Source organism: Sulfobacillus harzensis (assembly GCF_012933365.1).
Classification (GTDB): domain Bacteria; phylum Bacillota; class Sulfobacillia; order Sulfobacillales; family Sulfobacillaceae; genus Sulfobacillus_B; species Sulfobacillus_B harzensis.
Genome location: NZ_JABBVZ010000004.1, coordinates 77918 through 92813, shown reverse-complemented (window position 1 = coordinate 92813; position 14896 = coordinate 77918). Strand labels below are relative to the sequence as shown.

Annotated in this window: 18 protein-coding genes and 1 pseudogene; 9 read left to right on the top strand and 10 right to left on the bottom strand. The window is 59.3% G+C overall.

Annotation, left to right across the window (positions count from 1 at the left end; translation table 11 throughout):
• Positions 1–13 precede the first annotated feature (13 nt).
• The 3 genes and pseudogenes from HIJ39_RS02280 to HIJ39_RS02270 form a co-directional block, all read right to left on the bottom strand.
• Positions 14–757, bottom strand: a complete 744-nt coding sequence (locus tag HIJ39_RS02280) for a patatin-like phospholipase family protein (protein WP_169096260.1) — start codon at positions 755–757, stop codon at positions 14–16.
• A gap of 50 nt (positions 758–807) precedes the next feature.
• Positions 808–1020 (bottom strand): annotated as a pseudogene (locus tag HIJ39_RS02275) (thioredoxin family protein); the annotation flags it as partial.
• Positions 1021–1032: 12 nt separating this feature from the next.
• Positions 1033–1461, bottom strand: a complete 429-nt coding sequence (locus tag HIJ39_RS02270) for an alkyl hydroperoxide reductase subunit F family protein (RefSeq protein ID WP_169096255.1) — start codon at positions 1459–1461, stop codon at positions 1033–1035.
• Positions 1462–1635: 174 nt separating this feature from the next.
• On the opposite strand from HIJ39_RS02270, the gene sigK reads away from it, so the two are divergent.
• Positions 1636–2358, top strand: a complete 723-nt coding sequence (sigK, locus tag HIJ39_RS02265; RefSeq protein ID WP_420824556.1) for an RNA polymerase sporulation sigma factor SigK — start codon at positions 1636–1638, stop codon at positions 2356–2358.
• A 97-nt stretch (positions 2359–2455) separates the two neighbouring features.
• On the opposite strand, the gene HIJ39_RS02260 is transcribed toward sigK, so the two are convergent.
• From HIJ39_RS02260 to sufC, 7 genes are all read right to left on the bottom strand, one after another.
• A complete protein-coding gene (locus HIJ39_RS02260) occupies positions 2456–2986 on the bottom strand; it encodes a DoxX family protein (protein ID WP_169096253.1) in 531 nt (176 codons plus the stop codon).
• A gap of 127 nt (positions 2987–3113) precedes the next feature.
• The gene (locus HIJ39_RS02255; RefSeq protein ID WP_338055057.1) at positions 3114–3425 is read right to left on the bottom strand and encodes a non-heme iron oxygenase ferredoxin subunit; all 312 of its coding nucleotides are present in this window, start codon (positions 3423–3425) and stop codon (positions 3114–3116) included.
• Positions 3425–4822: a Fe-S cluster assembly protein SufB gene (gene sufB / locus HIJ39_RS02250; protein ID WP_169096251.1), complete on the bottom strand. Its 1398-nt coding sequence runs from the start codon at positions 4820–4822 to the stop codon at positions 3425–3427. Before sufB ends, HIJ39_RS02255 begins: the two co-directional genes overlap by 1 nt.
• A gap of 25 nt (positions 4823–4847) precedes the next feature.
• Positions 4848–5267 (bottom strand): Fe-S cluster assembly sulfur transfer protein SufU, encoded by a 420-nt coding sequence (gene sufU, locus HIJ39_RS02245; protein ID WP_169096249.1) that lies wholly within the window; start codon positions 5265–5267, stop codon positions 4848–4850.
• The gene (locus tag HIJ39_RS02240; protein WP_169096247.1) at positions 5264–6487 is read right to left on the bottom strand and encodes a cysteine desulfurase; all 1224 of its coding nucleotides are present in this window, start codon (positions 6485–6487) and stop codon (positions 5264–5266) included. Before HIJ39_RS02240 ends, sufU begins: the two co-directional genes overlap by 4 nt.
• Positions 6480–7760 (bottom strand): Fe-S cluster assembly protein SufD, encoded by a 1281-nt coding sequence (gene sufD / locus HIJ39_RS02235; protein ID WP_169096245.1) that lies wholly within the window; start codon positions 7758–7760, stop codon positions 6480–6482. The genes HIJ39_RS02240 and sufD overlap by 8 nt, the downstream gene beginning before the upstream one ends.
• A gap of 12 nt (positions 7761–7772) precedes the next feature.
• Positions 7773–8546 (bottom strand): Fe-S cluster assembly ATPase SufC, encoded by a 774-nt coding sequence (gene sufC, locus HIJ39_RS02230; protein ID WP_169096243.1) that lies wholly within the window; start codon positions 8544–8546, stop codon positions 7773–7775.
• Between the two features lie 194 nt (positions 8547–8740).
• Between sufC and HIJ39_RS02225 the strand changes: the two genes are divergently transcribed.
• The 8 genes from HIJ39_RS02225 to gcvH all read left to right on the top strand — a co-directional run bounded on the left by HIJ39_RS02225 (position 8741) and on the right by gcvH (position 14896).
• On the top strand, positions 8741–9256 hold the full coding sequence (locus HIJ39_RS02225; protein WP_169096241.1) for a YqeG family HAD IIIA-type phosphatase: 516 nt from the start codon (positions 8741–8743) through the stop codon (positions 9254–9256).
• 10 nt (positions 9257–9266) lie between these two features.
• Positions 9267–10049, top strand: a complete 783-nt coding sequence (locus HIJ39_RS02220; protein WP_169096239.1) for a shikimate dehydrogenase — start codon at positions 9267–9269, stop codon at positions 10047–10049.
• Positions 10040–10615, top strand: a complete 576-nt coding sequence (locus tag HIJ39_RS02215; RefSeq protein ID WP_169096237.1) for a prepilin peptidase — start codon at positions 10040–10042, stop codon at positions 10613–10615. The genes HIJ39_RS02220 and HIJ39_RS02215 overlap by 10 nt, the downstream gene beginning before the upstream one ends.
• 12 nt (positions 10616–10627) lie before the next feature.
• Positions 10628–11785: a chorismate synthase gene (aroC, locus tag HIJ39_RS02210; protein ID WP_169096235.1), complete on the top strand. Its 1158-nt coding sequence runs from the start codon at positions 10628–10630 to the stop codon at positions 11783–11785.
• A complete protein-coding gene (locus HIJ39_RS02205) occupies positions 11769–12293 on the top strand; it encodes a shikimate kinase (protein WP_169096233.1) in 525 nt (174 codons plus the stop codon). The genes aroC and HIJ39_RS02205 overlap by 17 nt, the downstream gene beginning before the upstream one ends.
• Positions 12286–13344, top strand: a complete 1059-nt coding sequence (gene aroB, locus HIJ39_RS02200) for a 3-dehydroquinate synthase (protein WP_169096231.1) — start codon at positions 12286–12288, stop codon at positions 13342–13344. Before HIJ39_RS02205 ends, aroB begins: the two co-directional genes overlap by 8 nt.
• A 77-nt stretch (positions 13345–13421) precedes the next feature.
• Positions 13422–14528 carry a glycine cleavage system aminomethyltransferase GcvT gene (gcvT, locus tag HIJ39_RS02195; protein WP_169096229.1) on the top strand — a complete coding sequence of 369 codons (1107 nt, stop codon included), beginning with the start codon at positions 13422–13424 and terminating at the stop codon, positions 14526–14528.
• Positions 14529–14530: 2 nt separating this feature from the next.
• The gene (gene gcvH / locus HIJ39_RS02190) at positions 14531–14896 is read left to right on the top strand and encodes a glycine cleavage system protein GcvH (protein ID WP_169096227.1); all 366 of its coding nucleotides are present in this window, start codon (positions 14531–14533) and stop codon (positions 14894–14896) included.

Sequence of the window (14896 nt, the reverse complement as noted above, 5' to 3'; positions counted from 1 at the left end):
CGTTTTGCCGAAATCAGGTTGGCCTTTTTGGCGAAGTGTTGTTGTCGTTATTGGAGATTTTATACTTGGCCGTAACAGCATAAGCCTCCGACCGCGACAGCGCCTCTAAAATGCCGATTTCGGCAGCCGGGGCGGGAGCTGGAGCGGCAACATTGATGGCGACCACCAGGTCAGGGACTAACGCCGCGGCCCAGTCCACTGGCAGCGTGTCGGCGACGCCGCCATCGACCAGGAGCGCATGATCCAACCGAGGGGCGGCATAAAGCCCTGGCATGGCAAGCGTTAAGGGTTGATGGGCGGCGATGCGCCAGTGTCCGTGGGCGGGATGGCCGCCGTCAGGGCGGTTGGTGAAGGCCACACTTTCAAGCTGCACCAGATCCACGGCTGTCAATACTGTCGGGATGCGCCAGTCATCGGTGTTATGGGCCGTTGGTGCCAGATTAAGCAGTGCATGGATAAATTTTTGGGGGTCAATCAGGCCGGTGGTGGGGGGTCCTAGGCTTCGAATCCACTCGTCCACCAAACCGCGCCAGTTTAAGTCGAAGTAGTCTGTCGGGTGGTCGGCCACCTCTTGACCAACTTGGATCACCGGATCCATGGCCACCCCCAAGGCATAGAGCGAGGCCACTAAACCGCCCGCGCTGGTTCCGGCGACGGCCTGGGCGCGCACCCCGCGTTCCTCCAAGAAATGCAGCGCACCCAAATGCGCGGCGCCCAATAGACCGCCGCCCGAAAGCGCTAAGGACAACCTTTTCATTCAATTCCCTCCCGGATTGATCTATGCCGGAAGGGAGGTCCGGGATGAATCTATGCGCTCGCCATTTGCCGGCGAATGACATCCACCAATTGACTTTCGGGTGCGGCTCCAATTTGCTGAGCTTCACCATTGATGATGGTGGCCGGCACGCTGGAGACCTGATAGCGGTCCGACAGGTTGGGAAAGCTTTGGGCATCAACCATATCCGCCAACACCTTGTCAGGGTTCACGCGAGCCATCTGATGAGCCAGGCGAACTGCCTGGGGACAATACGGTCAGGTGGGGGTGGTGAACACTTCCAGATGCAGCGGGGACGTCAGGTCCCGAAGCCAATTTTGGGTTTCGGGGCTGAGTTCCGTCGGCTGGCCTTGCGAGAGATCACGCAAATCCGCGAGCAACGTGGAGAATTCGCGTCCGCCAGGGAAGCCCAAAAAGCGAATGCCGGTGAAGGCGCCGTCAACCGACAATGTGGCGACCGGTCCCTCGACATCCTCCGGCTGTTCAACCCCTTGGGGCTTCGCACGGTCTTGATGAACGACCGGTTTGATGAAAGGGGCCAGCGCCGCCAATTCCTCAAACAATTCCTGCATGGGTTGGCTTGCCGGACTTTCCGGATACGGGTAGAAGTCGACGGTAACCTCCTTTTCCGAGCCGGCTAAAAACTGTTGGACTTCAGGCTTGAGACTATCTTGGATGATGCTCATACGATCCCTCCTTGACTCCTTAAGCATGTTCCGCACACTCATGCCTTATCCCAAAAGGGAGCCTTTTCCTACCCTACCATAAATCCCGGACAGACACACTGCCAGCACACGCGGCATAGCATAGAAGAATCCTCGGCGTGACTCCATTCGAGTCGGGCTGGAAGGGGGGGATTCGTGCTGGGCAGCATCGGCGCGCTTATACTGGTTGTGGTGGCCGCCATTCGGGGAGCCGTGTGGCTGGCGGGATACATCGGCGGCAACGCGTTTCCGCAGCCGCTCAGCGAAGATGAGGAACGGTTGGCGCTGGAACGTCTCAAAGGAGGAGACTTGGAAGCCCGGCGCCTCCTCATCGAGCATAATTTACGATTGGTGGCCCACGTGGTGAAAAAGTATCACAACAGCGGCGAGGATCCGGACGACCTGATCTCCATCGGAACAATTGGGCTGATCAAGGGGATTGACTCGTTCGATCCGGACAAAGGGGTGCGACTGGCAACATATTGCGCCCGGTGTATCGACAATGAGGTTCTGATGCACTTGCGGCTCAGAAAGAAGACCAACCGCGAGGTGAGCCTTTACGACCCCATCGGGGTGGACAGGGAGGGCAACGAGATTTCCCTGTTGGATGTGTTGGGGACGGAGGGCGATGTGGTTGCCGACGCGGTGGAACTGGATGTGGTCATGGAGTGGGTCCGCGACTTCGTCCAAGACTTGACGCCAAAAGAAAAGCTGGTTTTGGATCTGCGGTTCGGTTTGCATGGGCATCAACGTCTGACCCAGCGCGACATTGCCAAGAAATTAGGCATTTCCCGAAGCTACGTCTCCCGCATTGAAAAGCGGGCGGTCCGAAAAATTCTTCGCGAAATGGCGGAAGGCAGGAGGTCGGATGAAAAGTAGGGCAGGGCAAAAGGCTGTCCCACAGGGGGCAGCCTTTTGCTTAAAAAGCACATTTAACGGGTCCAAGCGCCTTTTGTTCGCCCGCCGGCGGCCCGAGTCAGGCTTGTTCCGAATGGCGTGCCGCGCTGGGTTCGGAGACCTCTTCCCACCGCCGCCAGCGCCGGGCAATGACGGCGTCCAGTGACCAGGGACTCGGGCCCACCGCCCGATCCAAGCCGTAAAGGGCGGCGAATACCACCGCGTAAATGATGCCCGTCCCGATGTCGGTGGCCCCGGCGGTGTAGGGACCGCCGAATCCTTCCGCGAGCGCCCAGACCATCAGGCTAAAGACCAGTCCGGCAATGTAGCCGGCCCGGCGCGCAAACCCCAGCAACAGCCCCAATGCGGTCAGGCTTTCTACCACGGCGGTCGCTATCGCGAAGAAGCGAGGATCGAGGCGAATGACCGACTCCGCTGAATGAAAAAGCCAAGCCAGCCAGGCGGGTTGACCCTGGGCTGCGGCATAGACTTGGGAAAGATAGCTTTTCTGAAAGGCTGGCGCCCACTTCAACGTGGCGTCGATTCCCCAGATAATGCCAAAGGCAATGCGAAGGAGACTGATTCGTTTCGCAAGCGTTGACTGGTTCATGCGCTCACCCCTGACAATAATGTAGCATGGGGCTCTCATGTCCGGCAAAACTGGCCGTGCCTGCCATGCAAGAAGCGACCCGCACTAACGGCACGGGTCGCTTCTTGGGGGCGGCAGCGGACGGCTGCTATTCTTCGACGTCGATGTAGATCGACCCGTCTTCAACCTTTACGGGGAACGTGCGGACCGGTGAAAACGCCGGGAAGTGCTTGGCCTTTCCGGTGCGAATGTCAAACCGGCCGCCGTGGCGGGGGCACTCGACAATGTAGCCGAACTGTTCGCCTTCCGAGAGCGATGCTTCCGCGTGGCTGCACAGGTCGTCGATGGCATAAAACTCATTTTCCACGCGAAACACCGCGACTTCGGTATCCCCCAGCACCACCAGCGCGGGGCGGCCTTCCTGCACCTCCGCAACATCCATGACGCGCGTGAACGCCACTAGCCGATGGCTCCTTCCATCTCGAATTTGATTAAGCGGTTCATCTCCACGGCGAATTCCATGGGAAGCTCTCGCGTGAAGGGCTCAATGAAGCCCATCACAATCATGCGGGTCGCTTCCTCCTCGGACAGTCCGCGACTGGTGAGATAGAAGAGGGCCTCTTCACTAACCTTGGTGACGGTGGCCTCGTGCTCCATCTCTACGTTGGCGTTGGACACCTCGCTGTAGGGAATGGTGTCGGACGTCGAGTCATCGTCCATAATCAAGGTGTCGCAGCGGACGTTGGCCTTGGACTCCAAAGCCTCGGGCGCGAAATGCACCAGACCGCGATAGGTGGTCTTGCCGCCGTGCTGGCTGATGGACTTCGACACAATCGTCGAGGTGGTGTTGGGAGCCGCATGAATCATCTTGGAGCCGGTGTCCTGATGCTGGCCTTTTCCGGCCACGGCGATGGAGAGCACCATCCCCTTGGCTCCCTCACCCACCATGTAAACCGACGGATACTTCATGGTAAGCTTCGACCCGATGTTGCCGTCCACCCACTCCATGGTGGCGTCGCGATAGGCGACAGCCCGCTTGGTGACCAAGTTGTAGACGTTCGGTGCCCAGTTCTGCACGGTGGTGTAGCGCATCCGCGCTCCGTCCTTAACGACGATTTCTACCACTGCGGAATGCAATGATTCGCTCGAGTAGATGGGGGCGGTGCAGCCTTCGACGTAATGGCCGAATGAGTCCTCTTCCGCAATAATCAGGGTGCGCTCGAACTGGCCCATATTCTCCGAGTTGATACGGAAATAGGCCTGAAGCGGAATATCCGTCTTCACCCCTTTGGGGATGTAGACAAAGGACCCCCCAGACCACACAGCCGAGTTCAGGGCGGCAAACTTGTTGTCTTCCGGCGGAATGACCGTGCCGAAGTACTCACGGAAAATTTCCGGGTACTCGCGCAAGGCCGAGTCGGTGTCCGTGAAAATAATGCCCTTTTCCTTCAAGTCCTCACGGATGGAGTGGTAGACCACCTCCGACTCGTACTGGGCCGACACACCTGCTAGGAACTTGCGTTCAGCCTCGGGAATGCCAAGGCGCTCAAAGGTGTCTTTAATCGCTTGCGGCACGTCTTCCCAGGTGCGGCCTTGATTTTCCGACGGCTTGACATAGTAGATGATGTCATCGAAGTTCAGCGCGTCGAGATTTCCGCCCCAGCGCGGCAGGGGCTTCTTCATGAAAACGTCCAAGGCATGCAGGCGGAAGTCCAGCATCCACTTCGGCTCTTTCTTGATGCGCGAGATTTCTTCGACGGTTTGACGGGTCAGACCGCGCTGAAACTTCAGCACTCCAACATCGCCGTCATTAAATCCGTACTTGTACTCGTCGCTGACAATCGGCTTTGATGCCATGGTTCTCCCTCCTTTTGGGGCAGCCTTAATCCTGTTCGCTGAGCGCCTTCTCAAGAGCATTGTGCGCCAATGTGGCGCACTTGACTCGGCTTGGAAATTGGGAAACCCCTTGCAGTGCTTCCAGGTCACCCAGCGGCATGGGGCTCGGCGTCCCCGTTAAAAAAGCTTTGAAGTGGCGGGCTATTGCTAAGGCTTCATCGATGGGACGGCCCTTGATCGCCTCGGTCAACATGGAGGCTGAGGCCATGCTGATGGAGCAACCATGCCCAGTAAAGCCAACATCCGTCACTTGGCCATGATCTAATTGTAGATCCAATCGGATCTGATCGCCACAGGTTGGGTTTAATAATCCGACTGTTTTGGTCGGATTTTCAAGTTCCTTTTTGTTCCGCGGCGACTGATTGTGGTCGAGAATGGTTTCCCGATAGAGTTCATCTAAGTTCATCGGCGAAAGTACCTCTTTGTCTCTAGGATTGCCTCTTTCAGGCGCTCGATGTCCTCGTCACCGTTGTACAAATAGAAGCTCGCCCGGGCCGTCGAACCGACGCCCAGCCATTGCATGAGCGGTTGGGCGCAATGATGACCGGCTCGAATGGCCACGCCCTGGGCGTCGAACACTTGGGCCACGTCATGCGGGTGAATGCCGTCGATGTTAAATGCGACGGCACCGGCATGAGGCGAAGCCGGACCGTAAACCGAGACCCCGTCGATACCCTGAAGCACTTGGAAGGCCTTTTCTCCGAGGGATCGGCTGTGCTCGAAAATAGCTTCCATGCCCACCTGATTGAGATAGTCGACGGCTGCCCCAAGACCAATGGCACCGGCAATGTTGGGGGTACCGCCCTCGAATTTGGCGGGGATTTCGGCCCAGGTTGCCTCTTCGCGGTCCACGTAGCTTATCATCTCGCCTCCGAAAATGACAGGCTCCATTTGATCAAGAAGGGCATGCTTGCCCCACAGCGCGCCAATTCCCGTCGGGGCACACATTTTGTGGCCCGAAAAGGCTAGAAAGTCGGCCCCCAGCTCCTCCACCCGGGTGGGCTCATGGGGAACCGATTGAGCGCCGTCAACGATGAGGTAGCCGCCATGGCGATGCACCAAATCGGCGGCTTCCCGAATGGGGTTGATGGTGCCGAGAACATTCGAGATGCGCGACAAAGCCACAATGCGGGTTTTCGGAGTAATGGCTTGCTCGAGCGCCTCTAAGCTGATGGTGCCGTCCGGAGCCAGCTGGATGTAACGGAGCGTTGCGCCCTGCCGGCGGGCCAACTGCTGCCAGGGAATCAGGTTAGAGTGGTGCTCCATGGGGGAGAGGACAATTTCGTCGCCGCCATGGACCACCTGGTCGCCAAATCCGCGCGCCACCAGGTTTAACCCCTCGGTGGTACCTCGAGTGAAGATTACCTCTTCGGGGCGATTGGCTCCGATGAAGCCGGCCACTTTAGCCCGGGCGGCGTTGAACTCTTCCGTCGCCTCAGACGCGAGGGTGTGGACGGAACGTAGTACGTTGGCGTTGGACTCCTCGTAATACCGCTCGACGGCCTTTAAAACCGCCGTCGGCTTCTGCGACGTGGCCGCGGAGTCCAACCACACCAGCCGGTGTCCGTTGATGGTGCGGTTCAAAATGGGGAAGTCGCGGCTGACATCAACCAAGGGCTTAGTCATGGACAATCTTCCTTTCTACCGCTTGCCACACCTGGTCGCGCAGCGGATCGTTGGGAATCTTGTCAATGACGGGTGCCAGGAACCCGTGCACAATCATGCGCTCGGCCTCTTTTTCCGTGAGCCCGCGGCTGGTTAGATAGAAGACGGCCGCTTTGTCGATCGGCCCCGCGCTGGCCGCATGGGCGGCATACACGTCCCGCTCGTCAATCAAGAGCGACGGGATGGCGTCGGCCCGCGCTTCCTCAGACAGCATCAAGGTCTGTTCCTTCTGGCGCCCGTCCGAGCCCCGGGCTCCTTTGTCGATTTGCGTGAGGCCGGTAAAGACAGAACGGGCCCGCCCCTTCATTACGCCCCGGGCCACCATGTCACTGACGGTGTGTGGCGCATGATGAAAACTCTTGGCGGTGAAATCTTGATGCTGCTGAGCGGAGCCGAAGAAGACGGTAATGCTTTTGGTGCTGGCGCCCGGCTGGTTGAGTTGGCTGACGTGGTCGCCGACCAATAAGGCAGAACCAAACTCGCCAATCAGCCACTCGATGTGGGCGTCGTTTTGCAGATCCGCCTGGCGGTGGATAAAACCCTCGACCCGCTCGGACGCTTGCTGAATCGATCCGTATTGCACCGATGCCCCCTCGCTCACCACAACCTCGGTATTGTGGGCCAACAGCATTTTGGCGGATTCAGGACCGCCCGTAATCCGTTCCGTCACTAGGACACGACTGTTGCGGCCCACGACAATGAGATTTCGGCTGAAGAGGGCGGTGTCCTCAGCACCTAAGTCAATTTCCAGCGACACCGACAGCGGTTCGGGCAAGTTCCCGGGCACGAAGAGATAGGTGCCGGCTGTCCATAGCGCGGCGTTGAGCGCCGCCACCTTGTCTTCGCGCTCATCCAGCAAACGCCCCAAGTGTTCGCGGACGGGCTCCTGGTCCAATGCATCGGTCAACGGCCGCAACACCACGCCCCGATCGGCCAAGGCTTGCGGCACGCTCACCGACACCACATTACGTCCCCGCCAACGGACAATGGCTGCCGCCTCATCCGTCGCCTCCGGAGGAATCGCCGTCTTGGTGGTAGCGGCCGGGAAGAGAGGGATCTGATCCAGGCGCCGCTTTTTGAGCGGGGTCCGTTCCAATTTTGGCCAATCCAGGGCAAAAGAGGCCTCGGCGGCCAACAGGCGGCGCTGGTGCATCCACTCGGGTTCCAGCGCCTTTCGCGATTCAATCCAATCGCGGAAGGTGTTCTCAGTAGCTGTCGTCAGCGTATCCTGCATCAAATCACCCCCTTACGCCTGGCCAGCCGACTTGGCGAGTTCCGTGCGCACCCATTCGTAGCCTTTTTTGTCAAGCTCGGCGGCCAGACTGGCATCCCCGGACTTCACAATACGGCCGTCAACCATGATGTGCACCACATCGGGCTGAACGTAGTCCAAAATGCGCTGATAGTGCGTGATGATGAGGGCGCCAAAGTCGGGGCCCTTCAAGGAGTTGACCCCTTTGCCGACAATTTTGATGGCGTCAATATCCAAGCCGGAGTCAATCTCGTCCAAAATGGCGATGCGGGGGCGCAACATGAGCATTTGCAAAATTTCATTGCGTTTCTTCTCGCCGCCGGAAAAGCCTTCGTTGAGGTAGCGGTTGGCAAACTTCGGGTCCATGTCCAAAAAGCGCATGGCCTCATCCAATTGATCCCGAAACTGCTTTAGGGGGATGTTGTTGCCCTCGCCGCGACGCGCGTTGATGGCGGCGCGAAGAAAGTTGGCGGTGGTGACCCCCGATATTTCGCTGGGGTACTGCATCGCTAAAAATAGGCCGCGGCGCGATCGCTCGTCGGGCTTCATCTGGGTGACGTCCTCGCCATCCAACGTCATGCTGCCCCCGGTAATGGTGTAGCGCGGGTGGCCCATCAAGGTCTGCGCCAAGGACGTCTTGCCTGTGCCGTTGGGCCCCATGATGGCGTGAATTTCGCCGCCCTTGACAGTAAGACTTAAGCCCTTAAGAATCGGCTTGTCATCAATCTGCATATAAAGATTGTCAATCACGAGTTCCGGTGTTGCCATAGAATCCTCCCCGTCCGAACCTATTTCTGAGTACTTTACTCAGTATTGCTAGCTTCAGTGTATCCGTGTACGCCAAATTGTCAACCAGACTTTGTTAGAATGCCCCTCAAGAGGAATTTCCATCGACAAATTCCCGTCCTCTCATAGTTCCTGGTATACTGACACAGAATGGTGGGGAAGGGAGCGAGCGGCCATTGATTGACATCCTTCAACCACGACTTTTCGTGCAGTCCATATACGACATTGACCTTTCCCGGCTCACCGCTCGGGGCGTCAAGGGCTTGATTCTGGATTTGGATAATACCCTGGTGGGATGGAACCAGCCTAACGCGTCCGAGGAACTGATGGATTGGCTCATGCGCGTGCGTCAGTACGAGCTCCAGACCTGCATTGTTTCCAACAATCTCAGCGATCGGGTGGAATCCTTTAGCCGCGAGGTCGGCGTCATGGCGATTGCCAAAGCGGCCAAACCGCGTCGGCGAGCGTTTCGCCAAGCTATGCGTAAAATGGGGACCCACCACCGCGAGACCGCGGTGGTCGGAGATCAGGTCTTTACCGACATTTTGGGGGGCAACCGTCTCAATCTCTTTACCATTTTGGTGCGTCCCATGAATGAGAGGGAGTATTGGGCCACTAAAGTGGTCCGCCGGGTTGAGCGGATGCTGCTGCCGGACCGAGAGCCGTTGTCGATGACGGACAACCGTTCCTAAGGAGGCGGCGGTGGCGGATTCCCTGGCGCTTTATGCGGTATTCGGAAAACCTATTCTGCATTCGTTATCCCCCAAGATTCATAACCATGCCTTCCGAGATAACGCAATCTCGGCCTTCTATCTGCCCGTCGAGGTAGCCAGCGATGCGTTGCCGTTAAAATTGGCCGCCTTTCAAAAGCTGGGTGGGCGCGGCGTCAATCTCACGCGGCCTCTCAAAGAAGAGGTTTTGCCGCATCTTTCCGCGGCCAGCGAATGGGTGAAGCAGGCGGGCGCGGCAAATACCCTGGTCTGGCAGGACGGGGGCTGGGTTGGCGACAACACCGATTGTCAAGCGCTTGAAACAAAAGTTCCCCCCGGCCACGGCGGTCCTGCGTTGATTTTGGGTGCAGGCGGTGTCGCTCGGGCGACGGCTGCTGTGCTAGCGAGCCGCGGCTATGAGGTTTGGGTTGCCGCTCGCCATCCATCCGGCGTCGTCTTTGGCGAGCACATCCTGACCTGGGGCGAGCGGCTGAAGCCAAGGGATTGGCAGGTAGTGGTGAACGCGACGCCACTTGGCCAAATTCACGAAGAACAGGAGACGGATTGGCCGCTCCCCGCACCGGGAGGAATGGCCGTGGATTGGGTGTACCGGCCTCGGCGCACCCGTTTTCTGGCGTTGGCGGAATCCCGGGGTGTCTCGGTGGTGGACGGTCTGGAGTTGTTGGTGGAGCAAGCGGCTTGGAGTTGGGTGGCCTGGTTTGGATATCGCGGGCCCGTTGCCGTCATGCGGGACGCGGTGCAGGAATGGTCGTAGGCGTTCTCCTGGCTCTTTTATGGGCAGCACTTGTCTATGTGAGCGTTCCCTGGTGGGGAGCGGCCATGACGGCTCAAGACCGGATCGGAGCCTCGGTTGTGACGGCGTTGGCGGGCTCCGGCATGGCATTGCTTGTGCCGCACATTGCCTTTTGGCAGGTGGGTCTGGTCGCCATCCTGGCGGTAGTGGCGGCGGTCGACTGGCGCCATCATATTATTCTCAACCGATTCGTGGTGGCGGCGCTTTTTTGGGGGGGCATTGCCCGATCGGCCTATGGCCACTGGTTCTGGGCGGTGATTCTTGGAGGAGCTGTTTTTCTCTTTTATTTAATGGTTCACGTGGTCACCCATGGAGGATTAGGCATGGGTGATGTCAAATTGGCTGGTGTACTAGCCTTTGGGTTGGGATATCCATCGGGTCTAGTAAGCGTGGTGGCCGGTATGTGGGCGGCGGGAATCTTTGCGTTGGTGCTGGTTGTCAGCCGCCGCCGCGGATCCGGCGTGATGGCGCTCGGACCGTTTTTGGCGGTCGGCGGTTTCGTCGGCTTATTAGATCTGGTGCATTAGGGGGGCGCGATATTGGAAAAGTGGCGTTACGTAACGGCGGGGGAATCCCATGGACCGGGTCTGGTGGGAATTGTGGAGGGGGTACCCGCTGGTATCCCGTTGACCCGTGAGGTCATTGACGAGGATTTGGCGCGGCGCCAAAAGGGATATGGGCGCGGCGGCCGTATGTCGATTGAACGGGATCGGGTGGAGGTATGGGGCGGGGTGCGGCATGGCCGCACCTTGGGAAGCCCCGTGGCTCTCACTGTGACTAACCGTGATTTTGATAACTGGCGCGAGTCGATGTCCCCCGATGCCGGGACGCCCGATCGGGTGGTGACGCGTCCCAGGCCCGGGCACGCCGATTTGGTGGGCGGGATCAAGTATGGACACCGCGATTTGAGAAACGTGCTGGAGCGGGCTTCCGCCCGTGAGACCACCATGCGGGTGGCACTCGGAGCTGTCGCTCGGGCTTTTCTGCGATCGCTTGGCATTGAGGTGTATGGCCATGTGGTCAGTATTGGACCGGTCCACGCTGCGGCGGCGGATTACACGTTGGAGGAGATTCGGCAAGCGGAGGATTCGCCGGTGCGGGTCGTCGATGGAACGGTGGCCCAGGCCATGATGCGCGCCATCGATGAAGCCAAGGAGGCGGGTGACACCTTAGGGGGCACCTTTGAGGTGGTCGCGTTTGGACTCCCGGTGGGACTCGGCAGCTATGTCTCCTGGCATCGCCGCTTGGAGGCGCGATTGGGCGCCGCATTGCTCTCGATTCCCGCTATGAAGGCGGTCGAGGTCGGGACCGGCTTTGATCAGTCTGAGCATCAGGGGTCCAGCGTGCACGATGCCATCTGGTGGGAGCGCGACCAGGGCTTTTCGCGCCGCACCAACCGCGCGGGCGGACTCGAGGGCGGCATCAGCACCGGGATGCCGCTTAAAGTGCGGGTGGGCATGAAGCCCTTATCTACGCTGACATCGCCTCTCGGTTCCTTTGACATTGAAAGCAAAGAACCGTTCTTGGCGACCGTGGAGCGCTCCGATGTGACGGCGGTGCCGGCGGCCGTGGTAATCGGCGAAGCGATGGTGATGCATGTGCTGGCGGATGCCATGTTAGAAAAGTTCGGCGGCGATTCAGTGGCCGAGATTCATCAGCGTCTTGACGCGTGGACGCGTTATGTCCAAGAGTTCTAGCCGGTTAGCGCTGATCGGCATGATGGGAGCCGGAAAGTCCCGTGTGGCAGAGCTGGTGGGCCAACACGCCTCGGTGCCGGCCTGGGATCTGGACGTCCTCATTGAGCGCGAGCAGGGCTTCCGCATTGCAGAGATCTTCCAGCGGCGGGGCGAGGCCTACTTTCGGGAGCTTGAGCAGCGAACTCTGGCGGGCCTGTCCCTGCGCCCCGGGCCTTTCGTGTTGGCGTTGGGCGGGGGGGCTTCTGTTCATCCCCAAAGCCAAAAGATCCTGACTTCCCATTTCGCCGTGGTGTGGTTGGATGCCCCGGCGGAAGTCCTTTACCAACGAGCCTATGGCCCCGATCGGCCGCTGGCGGCGCGGGGAGCATCATTTTTTGAGACGCTGGCTAATGAGCGGCGGCCGATCTACGAGGGATTGGCGGATTGGCGCGTGGATGTCGCATCTATCCCAGCCGAAAAGGTTGCGGCGTGCATATTAAGCTGGTGGAGGGGGGCGGCCGATGCCTGAACAAGAGCCCATCATTAAAGAACGTCGGGAGGACTCGTCGCGGCTCATCTTCGGATCAGACTGGGATTCATTGGTCAAAAGTGTGGGTCCGCGCCGTCTAGTCGTGGCCGACCAGCAACTGGCAGAGTGGATGCCTTCGGTGACCGACAAAGCTGGAGCGGATGGCTATTTCTCCTTGCCTTTAGGCGAAGCGGCCAAGACATTGGAGAGCGTGTCGGTTGTCTATGAGTGGCTCGCTCAGCAAAAGGCGGCCCGCGATACGGTCGTGGTCGCCGTGGGCGGCGGCGTAGCCACTGACCTCATCGGTTTCGCGGCCGCCACGTATCTTCGGGGCCTTTCGTGGGTGGCCGTTTCCACAACCCTCTTGGGACAGGTCGATGCCGCCATCGGGGGCAAGGTGGGTGTCAACACCCGTTGGGGAAAGAATCTGGTGGGCGCGTTTCATTTGCCAGAGTTGGTAGTGTTGGACCCACGGTTTTTGGCCAGCTTGCCCCGTCGCGAGTGGCAAACCGGGCTCGGGGAAATTATAAAATCGGCACTGATTGCCGGCGGTTCCCTCTACGACACGGTGGGTTCCCTCCCAATGCCGAGCGCGGACACCCTGGTCGAGTGGCAGCCGGTTATTCGGGCTTGCGCGGAACTCAAGGTGTCGGTCGTGAACCAGGACCCCTTCGAGGCAGGACCGCGCATGTTTCTTAATCTAGGCCATACGGTGGGCCATGCGCTGGAGGCGCTTTTCGGCTATGGGGTGCTCACCCACGGGGAGGCGGTAGGACTGGGGACGCTGGTGGCGTTGTCCCTTTCCGAGGAGCTGTTGGGACTGGACCCCGGGGTGCGGGCCGAAGCCGCCCAGTGGATGGAGCGGTGGGAACTTCCTCAACGTCTCTTTGCACCCGTGGATTTTGAGGCGCTATGGGAGCAGCTTCACCGGGACAAGAAGGCTCGCGCAGGAGGACTCACCTGGGTGCTCTTGGAAAGCCCCGGTTCGCCGCGGCTGGTAAAGGGAATCCAGCGCGAGACGGTGTTGAACGCGGTGTCCACCATCCTTTAAGACGTTCCATTTGTTGGGGCATCACGGTATCATGAAGTGAATCGCGCCCCTGGGCGCAGCGATGAGGGAGTGACAGTGTGCGGGAGACGCCGCTTTCGGATTGGCACCGCCAGCATGGTGCCAAAATGATGGAGTTTGGAGGCTTCTTGATGCCGGTGGAGTATCCGGGCGGCATCTTGGAGGAGCATCGTACGGTTCGCGAGCATGTGGGCATGTTTGACGTCAGCCACATGGGAGAGTTCTTGGTGGAGGGCGGGGAGGCGGCCGGCTTTTTGGACCGCTTGGTGACCAACCAACCGTCGGCACTGGCCGTAGGGCAGGCGCTCTACACCCCGATGTGCTATCCGGATGGGGGAACGGTGGACGATCTCTTGATCTATCGTCTCGCACCCGAGCGATTCATGCTGGTTGTGAATGCGGGCAATCTGGACAAGGATTGGCAGTGGATCAATCAGGCGGCTGGCGCCGAGCGGGTTTCGCTCAAGAATAAAAGTGGGGAAACGGGCCTCATTGCGCTCCAGGGACCGGAAGCCTCGGCAGTTTTGTCCCCCCTGGTCGATCAGGATTTAGATCACGTCGCGTCGTACCGGTTTTTACGCGGACAGGTGGCGGGGGTCGATGCCCTAATTTCCCGAACCGGCTATACGGGCGAAGATGGGTTTGAAGTGTATCTCCCCTGGGACGACATCATAACCGTGTGGGAAGCCTTATATCAGCGCGGGGTGCGTCCGATTGGCCTCGGAGCGCGCGATACTCTTCGGTTGGAGGCGCGCCTGCCGCTCTACGAGCATGAATTGACGGCCGACATTACGCCGCTCGAGGCAGGCTTAGGGGTTTTCATCAAATGGGACAAGGGCGACTTTGCCGGCCGGGAGGCTTTGGTCCGGCAAAAGCAGGAGGGTGTCCGACGCCGGCTGGTGGGTCTTCAGGTGGAAGGCGGCATTGCCCGCAGCGGATATCCGGTGTTGAATAGCCAGGGAGCGGCTGTGGGAGTGGTAACCTCGGGAACCAAGTCGCCGACGTTAGGTTCGGCCATTGCCTTGGCGCTCGTCGATCCGGAATACAGGCCAGTGGGAACTGAGTTGGGCGTTCAGGTACGAAATCGAACCATACCGGCGCGCGTGGTCAAGACCCCGTTTTACCGCCGTGCCCAGGCCGGCGCAAATCAGAAGAAAGAGGGATAGTTGTGGCCATTCCAGAGAACCTCAAATATACTGCCGACCATGAGTGGATTAATGCTGACGGGCGCATCGGGGTGAGTGCCTACGCGTCCGAGGCGCTTGGCGATGTGGTGTTTGTCGAACTCCCCGAGGTCGGGACCACGGTGGAAGCCGGCGATGCGGTAGGCGTGATTGAATCGGTCAAATCGGTGGCTGATCTGTATTCCCCCGCCAGCGGACGGGTTGTGCGGGTTAACGAGGCCTTGGCCGACCACCCGGAATTGATTAATCAGGATCCCTACGGTGAGGGATGGATTTTCGAGTTGGAGGACGCGGTACCCGGAGACGTCATGTCAGCACAGGACTATCAAAAACACACTGAGGGAGAATAA

Bases quoted from the DNA above. Each gene is read 5' to 3' on its own strand.
- HIJ39_RS02270 (WP_169096255.1), bottom strand. From the start codon at position 1,461: ATGAGCATCATCCAAGATAGTCTCAAGCCTGAAGTCCAACAGTTTTTA.
- HIJ39_RS02260 (WP_169096253.1), bottom strand. From the start codon at position 2,986: ATGAACCAGTCAACGCTTGCGAAACGAATCAGTCTCCTTCGCATTGCC.
- HIJ39_RS02215 (WP_169096237.1), top strand. From the start codon at position 10,040: ATGGTCGTAGGCGTTCTCCTGGCTCTTTTATGGGCAGCACTTGTCTAT.
- sufB (WP_169096251.1), bottom strand. From the start codon at position 4,822: ATGGCATCAAAGCCGATTGTCAGCGACGAGTACAAGTACGGATTTAAT.
- sufD (WP_169096245.1), bottom strand. From the start codon at position 7,760: ATGCAGGATACGCTGACGACAGCTACTGAGAACACCTTCCGCGATTGG.
- sufC (WP_169096243.1), bottom strand. From the start codon at position 8,546: ATGGCAACACCGGAACTCGTGATTGACAATCTTTATATGCAGATTGAT.
- HIJ39_RS02205 (WP_169096233.1), top strand. From the start codon at position 11,769: ATGTCCAAGAGTTCTAGCCGGTTAGCGCTGATCGGCATGATGGGAGCC.
- HIJ39_RS02280 (WP_169096260.1), bottom strand. From the start codon at position 757: ATGAAAAGGTTGTCCTTAGCGCTTTCGGGCGGCGGTCTATTGGGCGCC.
- HIJ39_RS02240 (WP_169096247.1), bottom strand. From the start codon at position 6,487: ATGACTAAGCCCTTGGTTGATGTCAGCCGCGACTTCCCCATTTTGAAC.
- aroB (WP_169096231.1), top strand. From the start codon at position 12,286: ATGCCTGAACAAGAGCCCATCATTAAAGAACGTCGGGAGGACTCGTCG.
- sufU (WP_169096249.1), bottom strand. From the start codon at position 5,267: ATGAACTTAGATGAACTCTATCGGGAAACCATTCTCGACCACAATCAG.